Consider the following 18,187-nt stretch of genomic DNA (forward strand, 5'->3'; position numbering starts at 1 on the left):
TTTAGTACAACTGCTTCGAACTTGTTAATTTTGTAGGTTTAAAACACACCTTTTATGTTAGGAGAATCTCTTCAAATTACTGAAATTAAAGATAAAGCCTACCCGATGTCGCTGCTACTCTTAGCAGATGAGACGGTCGAAGCTATAGGGCGCTATATAGACGACAGCCGAGTGTATAGCGTTTGCTACCAACAAGAGGAAATGGCCGTTTTTTGTTTGTATCCACTTACTGCAGATACGCTGGAAATAAAAAATATAGCGGTTGCAGAAGCCTTTCAAAACAAGCAGATCGGTAGTTTTTTACTCGATTATATTAAAGTGCTAGCCAAAGAGCAAAACTACAAGACTTTAATTGTGGGGACGGGCGATACAGGCGATGCCCAAATTCGCTTTTACCAGCGCAATGGCTTTGTCCTTTTTGACAAGCGCAAAAACTTTTTTATCGACTATTATCCCGAGCCTATTTTTGAAAATGGCAGACAGTTAGTAGATATGGTTTTACTGAAATGGGAAGTAGATCAAGACTAAAAAAAAAGAGCTACCGCATTGCGGTAGCTCTTTGTATAATATGTCTTGAAACTGTTAATCTTCTTCGTCAGCAATTTCTAAGTCTTTCAATGCATCTAATGAATCATCTGCAGGATCTACAAAATCATCCTCATCTTCGTCGTCGAAGTTTTCGATACGATCTGCTAACTTAGTACTTACTTTAACTAAATAGATGGTGTCTTCTGTTCTTACCTCTACAGCTTCAACAGTTTCGTTTTTAATATTTTTAAAACGAATAATATCTGAGTCGTCATAACCATCAGGAAACTTTTCCACTAAAAGTGTCAAAATTTCGTTTGTTAATTTCGCGTAATCAACAATTACTCTCTTCATTTTATATTTATTGCTTTATTTCGTTTTCAAATGTAATAGCTAAATCCTAATTAACAAATAAAATACGGATATTTTATTAAGATTTTTTGTCTATTCATTAATGACCTAGAATGTAGGCAAATACCAATGGAGCCACAATTGTTGCATCCGACTCAATTACATATTTTGGTGTATCTACATCCAATTTACCCCACGTAATTTTCTCATTTGGCACTGCACCTGAGTATGAACCATACGAAGTAGTAGAGTCAGAGATTTGACAGAAATACGCCCAGAAAGGAACGTCTTCCCACTCTAAATCTTGGTACATCATTGGCACAACACAGATAGGGAAATCTCCAGAGATACCTCCTGCGATTTGGAAGAATCCAACTCCTTTACCACCAGAATTAGCACGGTACCACTCTGTCAAGTAAATCATGTACTCAATTCCTGATTTTACAGTGTGTACGTTTAATTTTCCTTTAATAACGTTTGAAGTAAAGATATTACCACAAGTTGAATCTTCCCATCCTGGAACAACGATAGGCAAGTTTTTCTCTGCTGCTGCCACAATCCAAGAATCTTTAGGGTCGATTTCGTAGTATTGCTCTAACACACCTGAATTCACTACTTGATATAAGAATTCGTGTGGGAAATAGCGCTCACCTTTAGCTTCAGCAGCATGCCATACATCTTCTAAGTGTTTTTGCAAACGACGGAATGCTTCTTCTTCAGGGATACAAGTATCCGTTACGCGGTTATAGTGATTGTCTAATAATTCTCTTTCTTGCTCTGGCGTTAAATCTCTATAGTTTGGCACTCGTTTGTAGTGTGAGTGAGCTACTAAGTTCATTACGTCTTCCTCTAAGTTAGCTCCTGTACAAGAAATAAAGTGAACTTTATCTTGACGGATCATTTCAGCTAATGAAATACCTAATTCTGCAGTACTCATTGCTCCTCCCATAGAGATTAACATTTTTCCACCTTCTGCTAAATGCAATTCGTATCCTTTTGCAGCATCTACTAATGCAGCTGCATTAAAGTGTCTATATTGATGCTCAATAAACTGACTAATTGGTCCTTTACTCATTTTATTAATCTTTTACTGTTATGTGTTTATTTATTTCTGTTGTAACCTAATATTTCTAATACTTCCTCTGCTGTTTGCTGTTCAGAGAACAACTCCGATGCGATGATTCCGTTTTCATCCTTGTCAATCAAGATGTGTTTCGGCTGCGGAATTAAACAGTGGTGAATACCACCAAATCCTCCGATTGTATCTTGGTATGCTCCCGTATTAAAGAATCCAATATACAACGGCTTTTCTTTGTTGTACTTCGGCAAATAGATGGCGTTTAAGTTTTGCTCCGAGTTATAGTAGTCATCACTATCACAGGTTAATCCTCCTAACAAAATACGCTCATACGCATCATTCCAACGATTAATTGGCAACATAATGAATCTTTTATTAATTGCCCAAGAATCTGGTAATGTTGTGATAAAAGAAGAGTCGATCATATTCCACTTCTCTCTGTCATTTTGTTGTTTTTGGTATAGGATTTCGTATATAGCCCCTCCACTTTCTCCAACGGTATAAGATCCAAATTCAGTAAAGATATTTGGCACGTCTACTTCTGCTTCCTCGCAAACGATTTTAATTTGGTTGATGATTTCATCTACCATGTACTGGTAGTCGAATTCAAAAGCCAAGGAATCTTTGATTGGGAAACCACCACCGATATTCAAGCTGTCTAACGTTGGACATTCTTTTTTCAGGGTGATATACACTTTCAAACACTTCACCAATTCATTCCAGTAATAGGCTGTATCACGTATACCTGTGTTGATAAAGAAGTGAAGCATTTTCAATTCTACCTTTGGATTATCTGCGATTTGCTTTCTGTAGAAAGGCAAAATGCTCTTATATCCAATTCCCAAACGAGAGGTATAGAATTCGAACTTTGGAGATTCTTCCGAAGCGATGCGGATACCGATCTTGAATTTCTTTTCAATTTGGTCTTGCAACAGCTCTAGCTCTTCGTAATTGTCGATAATTGGAATAGTATTGTCGTGCTTGTTGTTGATTAAATTCGCAATATTGTCAATGTATTGGCTGCGTTTGAAACCGTTACAAATAACGAAAGTATCTTTGTTAATCTTACCTGTTTCCAACAAGTTCTCCACGATATTTACGTCAAAAGCAGACGATGTTTCTACGTGAATATCATTTTTGAAGGCTTCGTTTAAGACATAAGAAAAATGCGAACTCTTCGTACAATAGCAGTAGTAATAATTCCCTTTGTATTTATTTTTCTCCATTGCTTTTCTAAAGATACCTTTAGCCTTAGCAATATTATCTGAAATCTTTGGTAAATAAGTGAATTTTAAGGGTGTACCGTATTTTTCAACTAACCCCATTAAATCAATATTGTGAAATTGAAGATTGTCCTTATTTAGTTTAAACTCCTCTTGGGGGAAATAAAAAGTTTGATTGATTAGATCAACGTATTTTGTGTTCATTTGAAAAGTCAATTTTAAAAGTTATTAATTATTTTAATCTAAACGGTGATTAAACCGCTTTTCAAACTCTAATATTGGCAAATACAATGGGCAGCTTATGTCGAAAACGAAAAGAGTTCAACGCTTCCTTTGAATATTTAATAATCGTATATACAAAATTAGCCTTTTGTTTTCTTACAAAACGCTTGATGTTTCTTCGAGATGAAACACACAATCTAATATATAAAACATCTATTTTCACGAGGGCAAATGTAACAAAATATTAAATCGAAATAGTAAAAAGACACTTAAAATAATTACTATTTTAAATAATCCACAAACCCACTAAATATCAAATCTTTAGTGACCTCCACATCATAGGATGCCTCCCCTATTTTCGACAATAAAACCATTCGAATCTCGCCAGCTCTATTTTTCTTGTCAAACTTTAGCCAGGACAGGATTTCTTCTATCTCTGTTTCGGAAAATATTTGTTTTCCATAAATATACTGAATTGATTCTTTTATTCCTTGATATATTGATTGATTTAACCCCAAAGTAACAGTTGATATATAAGATTCAATGATCATTCCGATGGCAATTGCTTCTCCGTGTAACATACGTTCTTTATTTGGATTTGTCAAATAATAACTCTCAACGGCATGGCCGATGCTGTGTCCAAAGTTCAATATTTTGCGCAATCCTTGCTCTTGGGGGTCTTGTTGAACGATTTGACTTTTGATAGCAACCCCGTGATAGATGAGGGTTTCAATATCGCCAAAATCGACTTGAGCAATATCTTTTAAGTGATTAAAATAGCTTTCATCGTAGATTAATCCGTGTTTGAGCATTTCCGCATAGCCCGATTTGAGTTCTCTTGCCTCAAGTGTTTCTAGGTATTGAGCATCGATGACAACCATTTTGGGCATGGCAAAAGAACCGATACAATTTTTAGCTCCATCGAGGTCTACGCCTGTTTTCCCACCAATGGATGCATCGACCATGGCCAATAAAGTAGTAGGTACGATATAACAGTCGATTCCCCTCATATAAACAGAAGCGACAAATCCGCCTAAATCAGAGACCACACCACCACCCACGGTGATTAGGGCGCTATAACGGTCGAGGCCTAGCTCCAACATTGCTGCCCAAACGCCTTCACATGTCGTTAGGTTTTTGGCCGTCTCCCCTGCTTCAATTTCTACGATTTCAAAGGGAACAGTTGTGGGCAAATGAGCTAAAAAATGAGGCAAACAAAGTTCATTACACGTGGAGTCTGTAAGAATCAACAGCTTACTGTAGTTTTTTTCATTGAGCTGCTCTCCTAAAACAGCATAACCCTCTACGCCAAAATAGATCGGATAATCTGGTGTTTCTACTTTTATCATTTACTTTCAATTTCCACACAAAGTAAAGGAGAAAAAATTGAATTAAAAGTAAAAGAGTCAGTATATTTGCCCAACATTTATCATTACTACATAATGAAAAACTTATTTAACAATACAGAAGTAGCATTTGCACTTAAGAATAATAAGGAGTTAAAGAGAGCTCATTTTTTATTCAAAATGATTAGCAAACCCGTTCTTGTAAAAATGGGATCATCTCTTGCTAATTTTGCCATCAAAACCCATTTACCTGTAACAGGATTAATCCGGTCAACGGTATTCGACCATTTCTGTGGTGGAATCAACGAAGTGGATTGTTTGGGTGTAGTGGATAAAATGTACAAACAAGGTGGTGTTGCCTCCGTGTTGGACTATTCTGTAGAGGGAAAAGAAACCGAAGAACAGTTTGATGCGGCATTAAACATGACGATCAAAACGATTGAATTAGCAAAAGGAAGACCAGATGCAATTCCATTTGCTGTATTCAAGCCAACAGGTTTTGGGCGTTTTGATATGTTTGTAAAAAAGGGAGAAGGCAAACCATTTACTGCTGAGGAAGAAAAAGAATGGGAACGCATTGTGTACCGTTTTAACATGGCTTGTAAATTTGCTTATGACCATGATGTATTATTGTTGATTGACGCTGAGCACAGCTGGATGCAAGATGCAGCAGATGCAATTGTATTGGATATGATGCGCAAGTACAACAAGGAGAAAGCGTTGATTTACAATACTGCACAAATGTACCGTTGGGATCGTTTGCAGTTTTTAAAAGACTTGCACCTGATTGCAAAAGCAGAAGGCTTTCACATTGGAATGAAGGTTGTTCGCGGTGCCTATATGGAAATTGAAAGAGAACGCGCTGCGCAAAAAGGGTATAAATCGCCTATTTGTGTAGACAAACAAGCGACAGACATCAACTACGATGCGGGTGTAACCTATATGTTGGAAAACATGGACTGCATGGCTTTATTCGCTGGAACACATAACGAAAACAGTTCTAAATTGGTGATGGATTTAATGGAGAAACACCAAATCGCTCACCATGATAAACGCCTTTTCTTTGGTCAATTATATGGAATGAGTGATAATATTAGTTTCAACTTAGCCAAAGCCAATTACAACGTAGCCAAATATCTTCCGTTTGGTCCTGTTCGCGACGTAATTCCTTATTTAATCCGCCGTGCACAAGAGAACACCTCGGTTAAAGGTCAAACAAATCGCGAGTTAGATCTAATTGAAACAGAAATGAAACGACGCAACCTCTAAGTTGCATCAGTATAAAAATAAGGCTATCAAAATAGCCTAACAATCCTATACCTATTTAAATGCTCCAAAAAGTTAGATCCTTTTTGGGGCATTTTTTATGCGGTATGCTACACTAAAACAATACTACAACAAGCCGCTCCCCTAACTAAAAAAAAGAGAGTGCCCCTATGGAACACCCTCTTTTCATGAGCTAATTAAAATCAACTTGTTGTAATACGATTTATCTACTACAGTTGGCAGACCAAATTTCGCCGTCTTTTGTATAGGCGATAAACAAGGTACTTTCGTCTATTTTTATCAAGTGGGCCTCATCGGATCCAATATTGATCACTGTATTTTCACCTTCTTTTTCAAATTGAACACCTGTTAAATTAGGTATGTCATCAGAGAAAATAAAGTTGTAATTCTTTCCTACCTTGACTACCTCTACTTTTCCATCTTTGGCATCAATATGCGTTTCCCCTTTTGTGTAAGTGATGTGTCCTTTGTACTGCCCTACAAAGAGATCATTGTCAACGGGATCATCATCTTTACTACACGCTAGTGATACAAAAGCAAGTAAACTAAAAACGAACATCATACTCGCTACTCTCCTAACTGCACTTCTGCTTGCGCTGCTAATCATAGCTTTTGCGCTTGTTTTTCCTGTGTGTCTTGTTTCTTTTCTCATCATATTATGTTTTTTAAGTTGATAGTAATAATACAAAAACCATTCTTTTTTATACTAATCAACCATTTTTTAACAAAAAACACCCTATAATCCTAGGTAGAGCTGTTTTTTTTCCTTCAACAGTTTGTTAGGAGTGTAGAAATGGTGTGGAAATCATCCACATTCCACAAAATCGGTTCAAACGGTTATGATATGCTTTTCAATTGCTTTACCTTTGCGTTTTAATCCGAATAAACATGAGAGAATTTCCTTCTATTTTATTGTCTGAAGATGCCCTAGCCACGAATACGGCACTAGCTGTAATCCAGTCCAATATCTCTGTAGTCAATTATTTGCGTCATTCTGATGTGGGTGATGATGAATTACATCCCGATGCATTTGCGAGTTATTGCGTAGATTACTACTATAATACGGTAAAAGAAGAGGGATTAGCTTCTTTCATCCACAAGACGAAATGGGATTTGGATATAATTGAAATTATCCAAGCAGGGTTAACTGCCATTGGTTCAGTAGATCACTTGGCCTATTTTGAAAAGCAGATGCGTCAAATGAAGCTCTTTAGCAAAGTAAAGCTTGCTAAATTCTTACAACATCCGTTGGAGAAGGGAAAAGAGATTGCACAATTGCTAGATGACCGCAGTTTTCCTATGGAGGACTTGATTCAGCTAAACGGCGATTGGTTGAAGCAACACCCCGATACGCAAATTGTTTCACTTGATGAGATGCAAGCGCAACTCCTCTCATTTTTAGCAGAAGAGGAAGAATAAGCCTAAGTGTATTCCAATCCAACAATTAGAGTTAGCAACACTACTACATAAAAAAGCGAAACGCATGCTCATGGGTTTCGCTTTTTATTTATCTCGTTGTCCGTACTGACGGGCCTGACGATCGATCTAATTATTTCGTCTAAATTCATCGGGGGTAGTGTATACGTATTTTTTAAAAAATCGAGTGAAATAAGAACTGTCTTTAAAATTAAGTCTATAGGCAATTTCACTGGCAGATAAGTTGGTCGAAATCAACAAGCGTTTACTCTCCAACAAAATGCGATCGCGAATCATATCACCAGCCGACTTTCCCCTCATCTTTCGGCAAACACTATTGAGGTAATTTGGGGTTACTACAAGGTGCTTGGCGTATTCTTTTGGAAATTTGTATTCGTAAAAGTGATTCTCAATTAATTGTTCAAATTGATCAATGATGATATTGGAGTTTACACTCTCGCTTCTACTTTCATTCTTTCGGTCCATTTTGCGCTTACACACAAAAAGTATTTCTAGTAAATAGATACGAATCAAGTTGATATCCTTGTTAATCTCAATTTTTAGTTCATGTAAAATACTTTGAATGGCGCTTTCTACCCGATTGCCAGAAAAGTTGTTCTCCAAAATGTTGTGCGTGGTAAAGCGATTAAAAAAGGCGAGCTCTTGCAGAAACATATGGTTTGTGATAAATTTAGTGAGGAAGGCCGATTTGAAATTGATGACATAGCCTTTAATACTCTTGCTAAAATTCCAATGGTGATGATGAAAATTACTCACGAAACACACATCGCCTTTTTTTACTTCAAAAGCTTCTAGGTCGGCATAGTAAATGCCTTCGCCCTCCGTAATATAAATGACCTTTAGAAAATCTTGTTTGCTCAATTCTTTACTATAGGAACTTCCGAGCTGTATGGCTTGTTCAATCTCGAGCAATATAAAGTCATATTTATTTCCATAGCTATCAAATAACGCGAAATCATCAAAAGGGGTATTTTTCATTATAAAGCAATTTTTTACATAAATTTAAACAAAATATCTGAATTTATAAACCTAATACAAACAAAATCAACTTAATTAAGTTAATTATACAAAGGTATATATTTATAAAATAGCTTAAGCGTTCAGCCAAATGCAAGCGAATGCTAGGTTGTAGCCGTGTGATGTATGGCGAAATGGTGGTGCTAAAAAAAAAACAATTCAGCTGTTCAAAGAGGTAGAGCAGCTGAATTGTTTTTTAGTAGTACTTGCATAGTGTTGTGACTAAACGTCGCTTATTTTGTGCGTATTACATGGCCACAATAATAAATTCGCTTCGACGATTGACTTGGTGATCTGCCTCAGAGCAAGGAGTACCATTACTACAATGGTTGAGCAACTGGCTTTCTCCATAGCCACGGCCTGTCAAGCGATTCGCCTCAATACCTTGTTGTTGCATCCAGGCTATGGTTGCTTGGACACGGCGATCCGAGAGGCTCAAATTATAGCTGTCGTTTCCTCTGCTGTCTGTATGAGAGCGGACATCAATTTTCATCGTTGGATATTGTCGCATTACTTCGACGATTTTCATCAGTTCTATAGCTGCATCCCATCTAATCGTAGCTTTATCAAAGTCGAAATAAATAGGCTTTAATTGTAGACGCTTGAACAAGTCGTCATTTACTTGTAATGGCTTTTCTGTGCGTTCTAAGCCAATGTCAATTGTTTTTGGCTCTGTTTGTTCTTTGATAGAAAAAGCGAGCTCTACGGTGTTATAGTGTTGTTTTTCGGCTTTAATGCGGTACTTCACTCCACATGCCAAACCTGTAATTTGGTATTCTCCTTGGCTATTGGTGTAAAGAGTATCCATTTTTTGATAGTATGCATCAGAGAAAATCATGCGCGCATCGGATAAGATTTCATTCGTATCTAAGTCGTACACCTTTCCTTGTATGGTTTGATTACACTGTTTTTCTGCAAATAAATAGATGTCATCAGCGCCTTTACCTCCAGGGCGATTAGAACTAACGAAGCCTTTTTTCTCTTTGGGGTCATAGAAAAACGCAAAATCGTCCATACTGCTGTTAATAGGTTCTCCCATATTAATTACAGGGCCAAAACTTCCGTTTGGATAGAGTTGGGCGACAAAAACGTCCATTCCCCCAAGTCCTGGATGTCCATCAGAAGCAAAGTACAGTTGATTTTCGGAAGAGATAAATGGAAAGCTTTCGCGTCCTTCGGTATTAATACCTTTGCCTAGATTTTCGACAGGGCCATATCCCCCATTGGGATAAAGCGCTACGCGAAATAAGTCAGATTGTCCTAAGGTTCCCTTTCGATCTGAAGCGAAGTACAACCATTTTTCATCTGGTGTTAAAGCCGGATGGGCAGTATTGAAATTATCCGAATTAATCGGCAATTCCTCTACTTGTCCCCACGACCCATCCGTTTGCTTTACAACCTTGTATATCTTAAGCGAAGAGTTATGGGCTTTATTTTGCTTGCTTTTACCGCTTGGTTTACTGTTATTTCGCGTAAAGTACATGGTTTTACCGTCTTTGGTGAAAACTGCGGTAGCATCATTTACATCGCGGTTGTCTCCCATGGGAAGCAATTCAGGGGTAGCTACACCATTTTTATCAATTACGGCAGTATACAAGAGCGTATAGCGTTCATTGGTCCAGGAGTGAATTTTATTTTTGTTTTGGCGATCGGTATCCCTTGCTGAAGTAAAGACCATTTTGTTTCCAAGGATGGTTCCGCCATAATCAGAATAGGGACTATTGATATTTAGCAATCGAATGTCGTAGCGATTGGAGTGATGTTCAATATGAGAGAGATACTCTCGATTCTTATTGTATTCCGCAACACGAATATCTTCTTTTTCCAAGAGGGCGAACTGATTCATCACCTCTTGTGCTTTGTCGTAATTTTGTACGGCGCGAAGAGTTTGACTGTAGCGATAAAAGTATTCCGAAGGCAATTCACCGAGGTTTTTATCGTCATAACTACCTTCAAAAAGTTCGGTATACCACTTGTTTGCCTCGACCAATTTTCCATTGAAATAGTATGCATCGGCTAAATTTTGCAGCATAGAGCTGTTGGTATACCCATTTGCAGCCATTCGTTCATAGATTTCAATGGCGTTGATATAGGCCGTTTGATCAAAGCTTTTATCTGCTTTTTTTTCTTGTTTAATTTGACTGTATCCACTACATCCTAAACCAAGGCTTAGGGTTAGTATTCCAATTTGTATCCATTGTTTTACCATAATAAACGCTTTTAGAAGAACCTTGGCGCGGCAACGCGCTTAAATCCATTAAACAAACTAAAACGCAGAAATATTTCGTGCGAACCTGAATTATAACGGGCTAACTTACTTGTTTCTGCATCGTAACTATATCCGACAAAAATATTTTCTGACGCTTGAAAACCAACCAATCCACTAACGGATGCATCCCAGCGATAGGCAGCGCCAACGGTAAACTTATCTACAAACATAAAGTTTGCCGAAACGTCTACTTGCAGTGGAGAACCTTGTTCCATTTTGACCATGGCTGCGGGTTTGAATTTTAAACTGGGATTCAGTTCAAATACATATCCTCCTGTTAGGTATAGATGTAATTTTTGACGGAGTGTTTCTACTTCATTGTCGTCATACCGCGTCCTGGTCAGCAAATTAGGTGCAGATATTCCCACATACGCTTTGTCGGAATACAAGAACAATCCCGCGCCAATATTTGGGGTAAACTCATTGCTGATATCCTCCTTGGCTACAGGGTCTAATGGGTTGTAAATATCCAATTTGCTGTAATTCACATCCAATAGATTCGCTGATCCTTTCAATCCAAAGGCCAACTTATAGTTGTAATTCAAATCAATGGCATAGGATAAGTCCACGGATAGAGTATTGTCATCCATCACGCCGAGGTGATCATTCGTAAAGTTAACGCCCAAGCCTAATCCGGATTCTCCCAAAGGCGTATTCATAGAGATTGTCGCTGTTTTAGGTGCGCCTTTCAAGCCTACCCATTGGGTGCGATACAGTCCAAAAATATTCAGTCCTTCTCTGCTTCCTGCATACGCAGGATTAATATTGGAATGGTTATACATATATTGGGTGTACTGTGGATCTTGTTGTCCATATGTTGGTGCGATACAAAACAAACCTACCCCCCCAAGAACTATCGTTTTTATTGTGTTTCTTACTTTCATATTCTCGTGGTTTAATTGGTCTCTAAGTGTAAGTTAGCCGCTTTCTTAATCATTCGGCTACCATTCGCATCTTTGTATTCGTACGTTACAATGTAGTAATAGGTTCCACTTGGTAATTTTTTCTTTTTGTCTACTGTAACCTTACCTTCGGAGTAGCCTGTAAATACGTTACTACTTCCATTTCCATGCGGGTCGTAACCCGTTGTTTCGAATACTTTTACCCCCCAACGGTTGTATATTTCAACGCGGTTGTTTGGATATTTGTTGATATTGTCAATGATAAAATAGTCGTTTTTACCATCGCCATCGGGTGTGACTAAGTTGTAGATAACCACATCTCCTTCTAATACCCAATCCTTTTTTACTGTTCCAAAGGTAAAATAACCAAAATCTTTGATCGTTGTTGGCGTGGTAATGGTTTTTGCAGACATATCGACAACCCCTCCTTCATCTACCCAAAGCTGTTGTTTTTCATCCCATCGAATGATGTGGAGTTCATCTTCTGGATTTTTTAGCAAGTCTGGCGGGGTGGTACGATCATCCCAAGTCAGACTTAAAATTACCGTTTCCGTTCCCTTTAGTTTTGCATCTAGTTTCCAATATTCTGCCTCGTTAATTTGCTTAATGACACCTGTTGTATTTTTTCGCGTAGCAAAAAAAGAATCATCTTTTAGGCGATACTGCGCTACTACGGCATCTTTTATGTCTTTAGGAGCACTGATCATCGCAGGTCGAAAAAGAGATTCATCACCAATAGGATACTCAAAATGTTCTTTTCCTAATTTTTCCACCAGGCCTTCTGCATGGGATTGATCGCTAACATTCTGCGCTTTTGCGCCTTGCTGAAAGCTCAACATCCCCTTTGAAACTTGATGAATGGGATCAACCGTCTCGTCTACTTTGACGATTCCATTTTGGAAATCTAAAGTACCGAAAACCCCCATATTATTTTGTAAATCGAAAGCCACTATGGGCGTTGAATTATTTAATTCTACATCAAAAAAATCCGAAAGTGATTGTCCACTAATGAGCTGCTTTCCTTCTTCTTTTCCATAACGCGTAAAAACGGCTTTACTCGTTTTTCGATGACTTGTAAACGAATAAAAGCCATCATTGTTAAAATTTCGAAAATAGTAGACCGTCCCATCATTAATCATTTCGGCACTTTCTGTATTGATAAAATCAAACTGTGTCGATAGAATCTCATTGGGAGAAATGAACATGACCCCAGTATTAGCAAGCACTGACTGCTCCGATTCTTGCGCTTGTACAATACATCCAGAAAGACCAATAACAAGGCTTATAGTATAATGTGCGTGTTTCATTTTTCTAATTATTTTAACCCGTAAATTAATCATTTTATTTCATTTTTGGAATTTTAATTTACTTTCCAAAAAGACCACTCCGTACCATTGAAAATACACAGCATTTTTGACACAGTGTCAAAGGCCATTGTTCCTGCTTTTGGACTTAAAATGTTCAGGTGGGGGCTTTCCATTTTAGGTAAGACCATGGCTTTTGATGTCGATTCTAAAATCAACACCCCCGATGCGGTTGAAGTACGACTACCAATAATGGTAGGTGTAACGGTTTCACTTTCGTCCACCGATTGTTGTATACTCCCATCGACATCGCCTGCATTGATTGATAAATCAACCCAAGCGGCAGCTGTACCTGCTCTGTAGTATTTTACTTTTTTGTCGTTAGCATCGAAAACTAAGGTTCCTCCAACGGGGGAAACAACTTGCTGTTCTCCTGTCACCCATGGCAATATAATTCCTCTATTGTCATTGGCTTTAAAGTCAAGGATTACATCGGTTCCTTCTACTGTTTTCTTTCCAATCGAGGTTTGACCTACAGCTGAAAAAATGCCTAAGCACGATACTACAGTGAGGAAAAAAAAGTGTTTATATATCATATTTATCATTGCTAATTGATTTAGATTAGTGGAAAAAAGCATGTGCCATGCTTTTTTCCACTGTGATTACCTATTCATCCACACATCCTTGATCTAAACAGCCCCATTGGGTTCCGTTATACATCTTCAGACAGTTTACTGTTGTATCGTACACCAGCATTCCCTCAACTGGGCTTAGGTTTTCAATTTGAGCCGTTGTCAAGCGAGTGATGACCAAACCTTTTGTTTTTGATTCTAAAACAACAAAGGCATTGCCGCGATTTGGTATCCATGATTTATCTGGTCGATTGAGCGTTGTAACGGCCAAATAACCGGATGAATCTAGGATGTTTCCACCATCTCCTTCTACAGGGTCGTAGTAACAAACAGTACAGTATTCAACTTCTAGTGATCCGTACAATTCTGATGTCGTTGTGTTTAAACACAGGTCATCGGATTCGTTGAGCATTTCAAAATCAAGGTACAAAGGGGTTTCTCTTTGACCGAGAGATGGATCATTAGGATCAATATCTTCTAGTACTATTCCTGCTTGATCGGGTGCTTTCACTTTAAATGTAAGGGTGTGTTCACCTGGTGGTAATACGAAATCTTCAATAATCAAACTACCTAATTCTGAGGTATCCACAACAACCGAACCACCAAAGCTAAGCGTTGGGGAGGACAAGGAATTATTTACGTAGGTAAACTCTTCGTTATACGTAAACTCAGACACCATATCGCTAATAGTAAATGCATTAGCATTTCTTACTTTAACTGATACTGTAACTACATCGTTTTCGACATAACATCCTTTATCGGTTAAAGCGCTGATCAATTCGATTGGCAAAGGTCTTTCTGTTGGATCACCAGTAGCAAGGGTACGCGTTGGTTCGCATCCAGTAGACAAGCGATCACAGCTCCATAGTTCAACGGTTTGCGTAGGATCATTATTCAACTTATAGCTCAATTTCCCTTGGTTCTCATAGACTCCAGGTTGTGCATTGAGATCAAAAATTGCTTTGGCTCTAAAAGTTAGTGTTGAAGTTCCTGGAACGATTAGATCTTGTATATCCAAAGTAGCTCCTTGTGCATAGTCGTTAACTGTTGCTTCAGCTATGGCGGCATCATCAATAGACAGGGACTCACCCACCCATTTCATCCCAGCTGGGAGCACATCGTTAAAACTCAGTTTATACGGGTCACAGTTTGTATTGGCGATGCGGAAAGTATAGGTTGCTTCTTCACAAAGGAGCATTTCTGTAGGCCCTTGTTTGGTGAAGATTAACCCTTGTTCGTTTGGTTCTGGCAATGGTGGTAAACAATAGAAGTCCATAGGTCCAATTCCAATGCGCATATTTCCTGAGCCGCTTCTACCTGAATAGGTATGAACGATATAAATTTTTTCTACAGCTACGTCGAATTCAACATACATTCTACCTTTAGCAGAAGCATAGCTTGAAGATTTATTTCCCCTGGCTGTATTTCCTGTTATGCGGTAGGTAGGTTTTGTTGATCCGTAACTCAACTTAGGGATAACTCTTCCGTTTCCACAGACGCCATACACTTCAATTTCGCTAAAGCGATTGCCGTATCGATCGACTTCAAAGATTTCAAAAGCACTAGCGGCTGCTTTAGGTGAACCATTTTGTTTGAGCACCACTTCCGTCACCATCTTTTTAGTGCCATCCCCTCTCCTTCTGTATTCTCGTAAGGAGCGATAGGTAGAAGGTCTTGGATAGCGATTTCTCATTGTTGAGGGTGATTCTACGGTCACATTTACGTCCGCAGTAAACCCGTCTCCTAAGTTAAACACCTGTGCAGTTGCCCCTTTTGTCCAATTTGTCTTGGTAAACTCCAAGCGTTTTACCCCTGTAAAATCACAAGATTCACATATACCAGGTAAGGCTTTGGCTCCAAAAGTAAAATAAGTATACTCATTCGTTGGGAATTTGTAATTCACTTGGTGACCATCGAATAAATAATCCATAGGGATTACGCGATCCCATTGATTATTCGCTAATTTTTCAGCCGTATCAGCCACTAATAAAAACACTTGCCAATTGGATCCATTGTAAGGGAAGTTGGCATCAGCAGCACGTACTAGGATACTTTGGTTAAAATTTGTATTGTCAACCATCCAAACACGGCCATTTAGTTTAGTGTCTATTTCACCACAGATCTCTTGATTCCCTGCAAAAGAATACAAGGTTAGTGGTCCGTTATTGTGTCCCCAAGTTAGGGCAGTTTTATCGTGTTGAATACCACCTAACTCAGGATGACTACCTAATTTAGTACCCACACCCATATGGACAATAGACCCCACATCGGTTGATTTAGCTTGGTAGTTGTACAAATCGGCATCATCATCTCGAACAACGGATGCCACATTGTGATGGTAGGTTCTATTCCAAGTGCTATTTCCATTCCAAATGGAGGTATTGTCAGATAGCAAGTAGTTAAAATTCGGAGAGGCTGTAGTACCTAATTTAATGGTAATGGCATATTTAATTCCGAGATAAGAATTAATTCTCTCCTTTTCATTGCTAGACAACACGCCTTCATAGAGTATAACTTCAGGCATTGCCCCTTGTAAGGTATAGGTTTTAGAAGAACTCCCTAGACCGAGCATTCCAGGCCCGTTCATCAAGACGTTGTCGTACTTATGGTTTACAGTTTCAGAATGTCCACCGTCAAACTCGAATGTAATGGTCGATCCTACTTTCCAGTGATAACCAGCAATTGTAGTTGCCCCAGTGTTGAACAATCGACTTGGACTATTGGTCAGTCCAGAAGATCCAATACGTCCCAATCCATCAATATTTGTTGAGCTCCCTCTATACACACCAAAAGATGGTCGGCGTGCATTTGTTCCTATTGTTTGTTGTCCAAATCCAATAAAATAAGAGCGGGATGAACTTTCGAAATCGTGATTTACAACTGCATAAAAAGCGACATCAGAGGGTACAGCCCTCGACATGGCAGCTTTATCAGTAATCAAATAGTCTTCCCATTTGCGGAAATAAGCTGTCGGATGGAAGTTTGTTTTTTCTTCGTATTCTACATATGAAGGAGCGGCACCGTTTGCCATTCTTTTTCGATAGGTAGTTCCCATTCCGGAGTAATCCACCCAGTTTACTACTTCTCCTCTACTGTCTAGGGTAATGGTATTTTTCTTTGAGGCGTTTAGCCACATTCTCAACCCATTACTCACTCCACCTGGGGCCACAAATTCGGAAGTGAAACCGATATAATCTCCATCGTTAATCACTACATTCTGAGCAACTCCATCTACAACTTTATAAATGCGAGTCTGACTTGGTGTGAAGTTAGGATTAGCCCCCACCAACAACCAGGTTCCCATACCGATACGGGCATTCACTATAAATGAGCTTTGTCCTGTTGTTTTTGCTCTTAACTTATAGTTGAACAAAGTGGTTAGTTTTTCTTGTTTAACCACGCCCGTGGCGGGATCCGTATACATTTGCAGGGTATAATTGGCAAAAGCAGTTCCCGTCAAATGACTATAGGGTTGGTTGCCCTCTAGTCCATTACCGCCTATCATTAAGGCTGTATTATTTGATAAGGTGGATGTATTTTCGGCATTGGTTTCTTGAAATTCTCCAATAGATACTGCTAAAGCAGCATTATCGGTACTCATCGCCTGTTTCTGATACAATCCACTTTGATCATCGCGTGCGAGACCAAAAACATCGTGTTTATAATCCGTATAGCCTGGTAAAATGCCACTATATATGGCTGTTCCGTTGGACAAGATATAGTTTGGCGCAGCAGTGGATAAACTTATTCCATATTTAATTGCGTAATGGGTGTTTATTTTGCGGATTTCATCGGCTGTCAATACTGATCCAGCAGCTTTGGATAAAACAACCACTTCCATAATCTCCCCATAGTAGTAGTATGGATTTGTGGTTCCTGAACTGGCCCCTCCAATCACACTTTTCGTTTGTCCTGTGGTCAAAGTGCGCCCAGCCATGGTCGACGTACTAGCCAAGCCATTTAGAATTTGACTCTGAGGCGTTGAGGAATTGTTCGGCAAGATAGCCATACCAATCCCATATATCCTTTCTTGCTCACTATGTGAATAGGAGGTTCCGCGAATCTCATGCCATAAGCGCTGTGCCCCCGACCCTGTTCCTGCTGTCCAACCAAAATTATCTCCATTTGAGGCTGTGTTTAAGGTAAAAACTGGCGCATACTTTATAGATCCTGAAAAGGATTCATTCTCTAAGCGCGAAATCCAAATGACAAAATAGGATTTACTTGGCTCCATTTGAAAATTCCCAATCGTTTCTAATCTTCGTTTTTCATTGTTGGAACTGGAAACATCTTCGTCATTGTAAAACTCAACAGCAGGATTGAAGTTCATTGCAGACTTGATATATCGAGGATAATACCCTGTGGTATTTGTAAAATGCCTCGTATTTCCTGATTTATCCATCCACACAGAAACATCAGCTCCATCTTGTACGGTTGTATTTGTTAACTCATCTGCTTTCAACCAATATTCTATGGTTACCCCATTTATTCCTCCTGGGGTTTGAGCCATAACCAACATAGAACATAGGAAAAACATTATTATATATACTTTTTTCATACATTTTTCTTTTTTAATCCTCGCTGAAAGCAA

13 protein-coding genes and 1 pseudogene are annotated in these 18,187 nt (G+C 38.7%); 3 read left to right on the forward strand and 11 right to left on the reverse strand.

Features of this window, described 5'->3' with window-relative positions; translation table 11 throughout:
- Nucleotides 1–54 precede the first annotated feature (54 nt).
- Complete coding sequence (locus H4K35_RS10435) at nucleotides 55–528, forward strand: GNAT family N-acetyltransferase (RefSeq protein WP_182627695.1); 474 nt, start codon at nucleotides 55–57, stop codon at nucleotides 526–528.
- A 57-nt stretch (nucleotides 529–585) separates the two neighbouring features.
- On the opposite strand, the pseudogene H4K35_RS10440 reads toward H4K35_RS10435, so the two are convergent.
- The 4 genes and pseudogenes from H4K35_RS10440 to aroB all read right to left on the reverse strand — a co-directional run.
- Nucleotides 586–882, reverse strand: a pseudogene (locus H4K35_RS10440) (DNA primase); the annotation flags it as partial.
- A gap of 97 nt (nucleotides 883–979) precedes the next feature.
- Complete coding sequence (locus tag H4K35_RS10445) at nucleotides 980–1,954, reverse strand: deoxyhypusine synthase family protein (RefSeq protein WP_182627697.1); 975 nt, start codon at nucleotides 1,952–1,954, stop codon at nucleotides 980–982.
- A 26-nt stretch (nucleotides 1,955–1,980) separates the two neighbouring features.
- Nucleotides 1,981–3,384, reverse strand: coding sequence for an arginine decarboxylase (locus H4K35_RS10450; RefSeq protein ID WP_182627699.1), 1,404 nt, complete (start codon nucleotides 3,382–3,384; stop codon nucleotides 1,981–1,983).
- A 299-nt stretch (nucleotides 3,385–3,683) separates the two neighbouring features.
- Nucleotides 3,684–4,751: a 3-dehydroquinate synthase gene (gene aroB, locus H4K35_RS10455; protein WP_182627702.1), complete on the reverse strand. Its 1,068-nt coding sequence runs from the start codon at nucleotides 4,749–4,751 to the stop codon at nucleotides 3,684–3,686.
- Between the two features lie 93 nt (nucleotides 4,752–4,844).
- On the opposite strand from aroB, the gene H4K35_RS10460 reads away from it, so the two are divergent.
- The gene (locus H4K35_RS10460; RefSeq protein WP_182627704.1) at nucleotides 4,845–6,017 is read left to right on the forward strand and encodes a proline dehydrogenase family protein; all 1,173 of its coding nucleotides are present in this window, start codon (nucleotides 4,845–4,847) and stop codon (nucleotides 6,015–6,017) included.
- A 220-nt stretch (nucleotides 6,018–6,237) separates the two neighbouring features.
- On the opposite strand, the gene H4K35_RS10465 is transcribed toward H4K35_RS10460, so the two are convergent.
- Nucleotides 6,238–6,690, reverse strand: coding sequence for a hypothetical protein (locus H4K35_RS10465; RefSeq protein ID WP_255492428.1), 453 nt, complete (start codon nucleotides 6,688–6,690; stop codon nucleotides 6,238–6,240).
- A 233-nt stretch (nucleotides 6,691–6,923) separates the two neighbouring features.
- On the opposite strand from H4K35_RS10465, the gene H4K35_RS10470 reads away from it, so the two are divergent.
- Nucleotides 6,924–7,454: a hypothetical protein gene (locus H4K35_RS10470; RefSeq protein ID WP_182627706.1), complete on the forward strand. Its 531-nt coding sequence runs from the start codon at nucleotides 6,924–6,926 to the stop codon at nucleotides 7,452–7,454.
- 126 nt (nucleotides 7,455–7,580) lie between these two features.
- Here the strand turns inward: H4K35_RS10470 and H4K35_RS10475 are convergent, their stop codons facing one another.
- The 6 genes from H4K35_RS10475 to H4K35_RS10500 all read right to left on the reverse strand — a co-directional run bounded on the left by H4K35_RS10475 (nucleotide 7,581) and on the right by H4K35_RS10500 (nucleotide 18,154).
- Complete coding sequence (locus H4K35_RS10475; RefSeq protein WP_182627708.1) at nucleotides 7,581–8,450, reverse strand: AraC family transcriptional regulator; 870 nt, start codon at nucleotides 8,448–8,450, stop codon at nucleotides 7,581–7,583.
- 286 nt (nucleotides 8,451–8,736) lie between these two features.
- Entirely contained in the window at nucleotides 8,737–10,698 is a 1,962-nt protein-coding gene (locus H4K35_RS10480; RefSeq protein WP_182627710.1) for an OmpA family protein, read from the reverse strand.
- 11 nt (nucleotides 10,699–10,709) lie between these two features.
- Nucleotides 10,710–11,642, reverse strand: coding sequence for a type IX secretion system membrane protein PorP/SprF (locus H4K35_RS10485; RefSeq protein WP_182627712.1), 933 nt, complete (start codon nucleotides 11,640–11,642; stop codon nucleotides 10,710–10,712).
- An 11-nt stretch (nucleotides 11,643–11,653) separates the two neighbouring features.
- The gene (locus tag H4K35_RS10490; protein WP_182627714.1) at nucleotides 11,654–12,967 is read right to left on the reverse strand and encodes a gliding motility-associated C-terminal domain-containing protein; all 1,314 of its coding nucleotides are present in this window, start codon (nucleotides 12,965–12,967) and stop codon (nucleotides 11,654–11,656) included.
- A gap of 53 nt (nucleotides 12,968–13,020) precedes the next feature.
- Nucleotides 13,021–13,569 (reverse strand): hypothetical protein, encoded by a 549-nt coding sequence (locus tag H4K35_RS10495; protein WP_182627716.1) that lies wholly within the window; start codon nucleotides 13,567–13,569, stop codon nucleotides 13,021–13,023.
- Between the two features lie 61 nt (nucleotides 13,570–13,630).
- Complete coding sequence (locus H4K35_RS10500) at nucleotides 13,631–18,154, reverse strand: hypothetical protein (RefSeq protein WP_182627718.1); 4,524 nt, start codon at nucleotides 18,152–18,154, stop codon at nucleotides 13,631–13,633.
- Nucleotides 18,155–18,187: the final 33 nt, after the last annotated feature.

It is taken from the genome of Myroides sp. NP-2, from assembly GCF_014145665.1.
In the GTDB taxonomy this organism is placed as follows: domain Bacteria; phylum Bacteroidota; class Bacteroidia; order Flavobacteriales; family Flavobacteriaceae; genus Flavobacterium.

Bases quoted from the DNA above. Each gene is read 5' to 3' on its own strand.
- H4K35_RS10450 (WP_182627699.1), bottom strand. From the start codon at position 3,384: ATGAACACAAAATACGTTGATCTAATCAATCAAACTTTTTATTTCCCC.
- H4K35_RS10465 (WP_255492428.1), bottom strand. From the start codon at position 6,690: ATGATGAGAAAAGAAACAAGACACACAGGAAAAACAAGCGCAAAAGCT.
- H4K35_RS10460 (WP_182627704.1), top strand. From the start codon at position 4,845: ATGAAAAACTTATTTAACAATACAGAAGTAGCATTTGCACTTAAGAAT.
- H4K35_RS10445 (WP_182627697.1), bottom strand. From the start codon at position 1,954: ATGAGTAAAGGACCAATTAGTCAGTTTATTGAGCATCAATATAGACAC.
- H4K35_RS10500 (WP_182627718.1), bottom strand. From the start codon at position 18,154: ATGAAAAAAGTATATATAATAATGTTTTTCCTATGTTCTATGTTGGTT.
- aroB (WP_182627702.1), bottom strand. From the start codon at position 4,751: ATGATAAAAGTAGAAACACCAGATTATCCGATCTATTTTGGCGTAGAG.
- H4K35_RS10475 (WP_182627708.1), bottom strand. From the start codon at position 8,450: ATGAAAAATACCCCTTTTGATGATTTCGCGTTATTTGATAGCTATGGA.
- H4K35_RS10435 (WP_182627695.1), top strand. From the start codon at position 55: ATGTTAGGAGAATCTCTTCAAATTACTGAAATTAAAGATAAAGCCTAC.
- H4K35_RS10490 (WP_182627714.1), bottom strand. From the start codon at position 12,967: ATGAAACACGCACATTATACTATAAGCCTTGTTATTGGTCTTTCTGGA.
- H4K35_RS10485 (WP_182627712.1), bottom strand. From the start codon at position 11,642: ATGAAAGTAAGAAACACAATAAAAACGATAGTTCTTGGGGGGGTAGGT.
- H4K35_RS10470 (WP_182627706.1), top strand. From the start codon at position 6,924: ATGAGAGAATTTCCTTCTATTTTATTGTCTGAAGATGCCCTAGCCACG.
- H4K35_RS10495 (WP_182627716.1), bottom strand. From the start codon at position 13,569: ATGATAAATATGATATATAAACACTTTTTTTTCCTCACTGTAGTATCG.
- H4K35_RS10480 (WP_182627710.1), bottom strand. From the start codon at position 10,698: ATGGTAAAACAATGGATACAAATTGGAATACTAACCCTAAGCCTTGGT.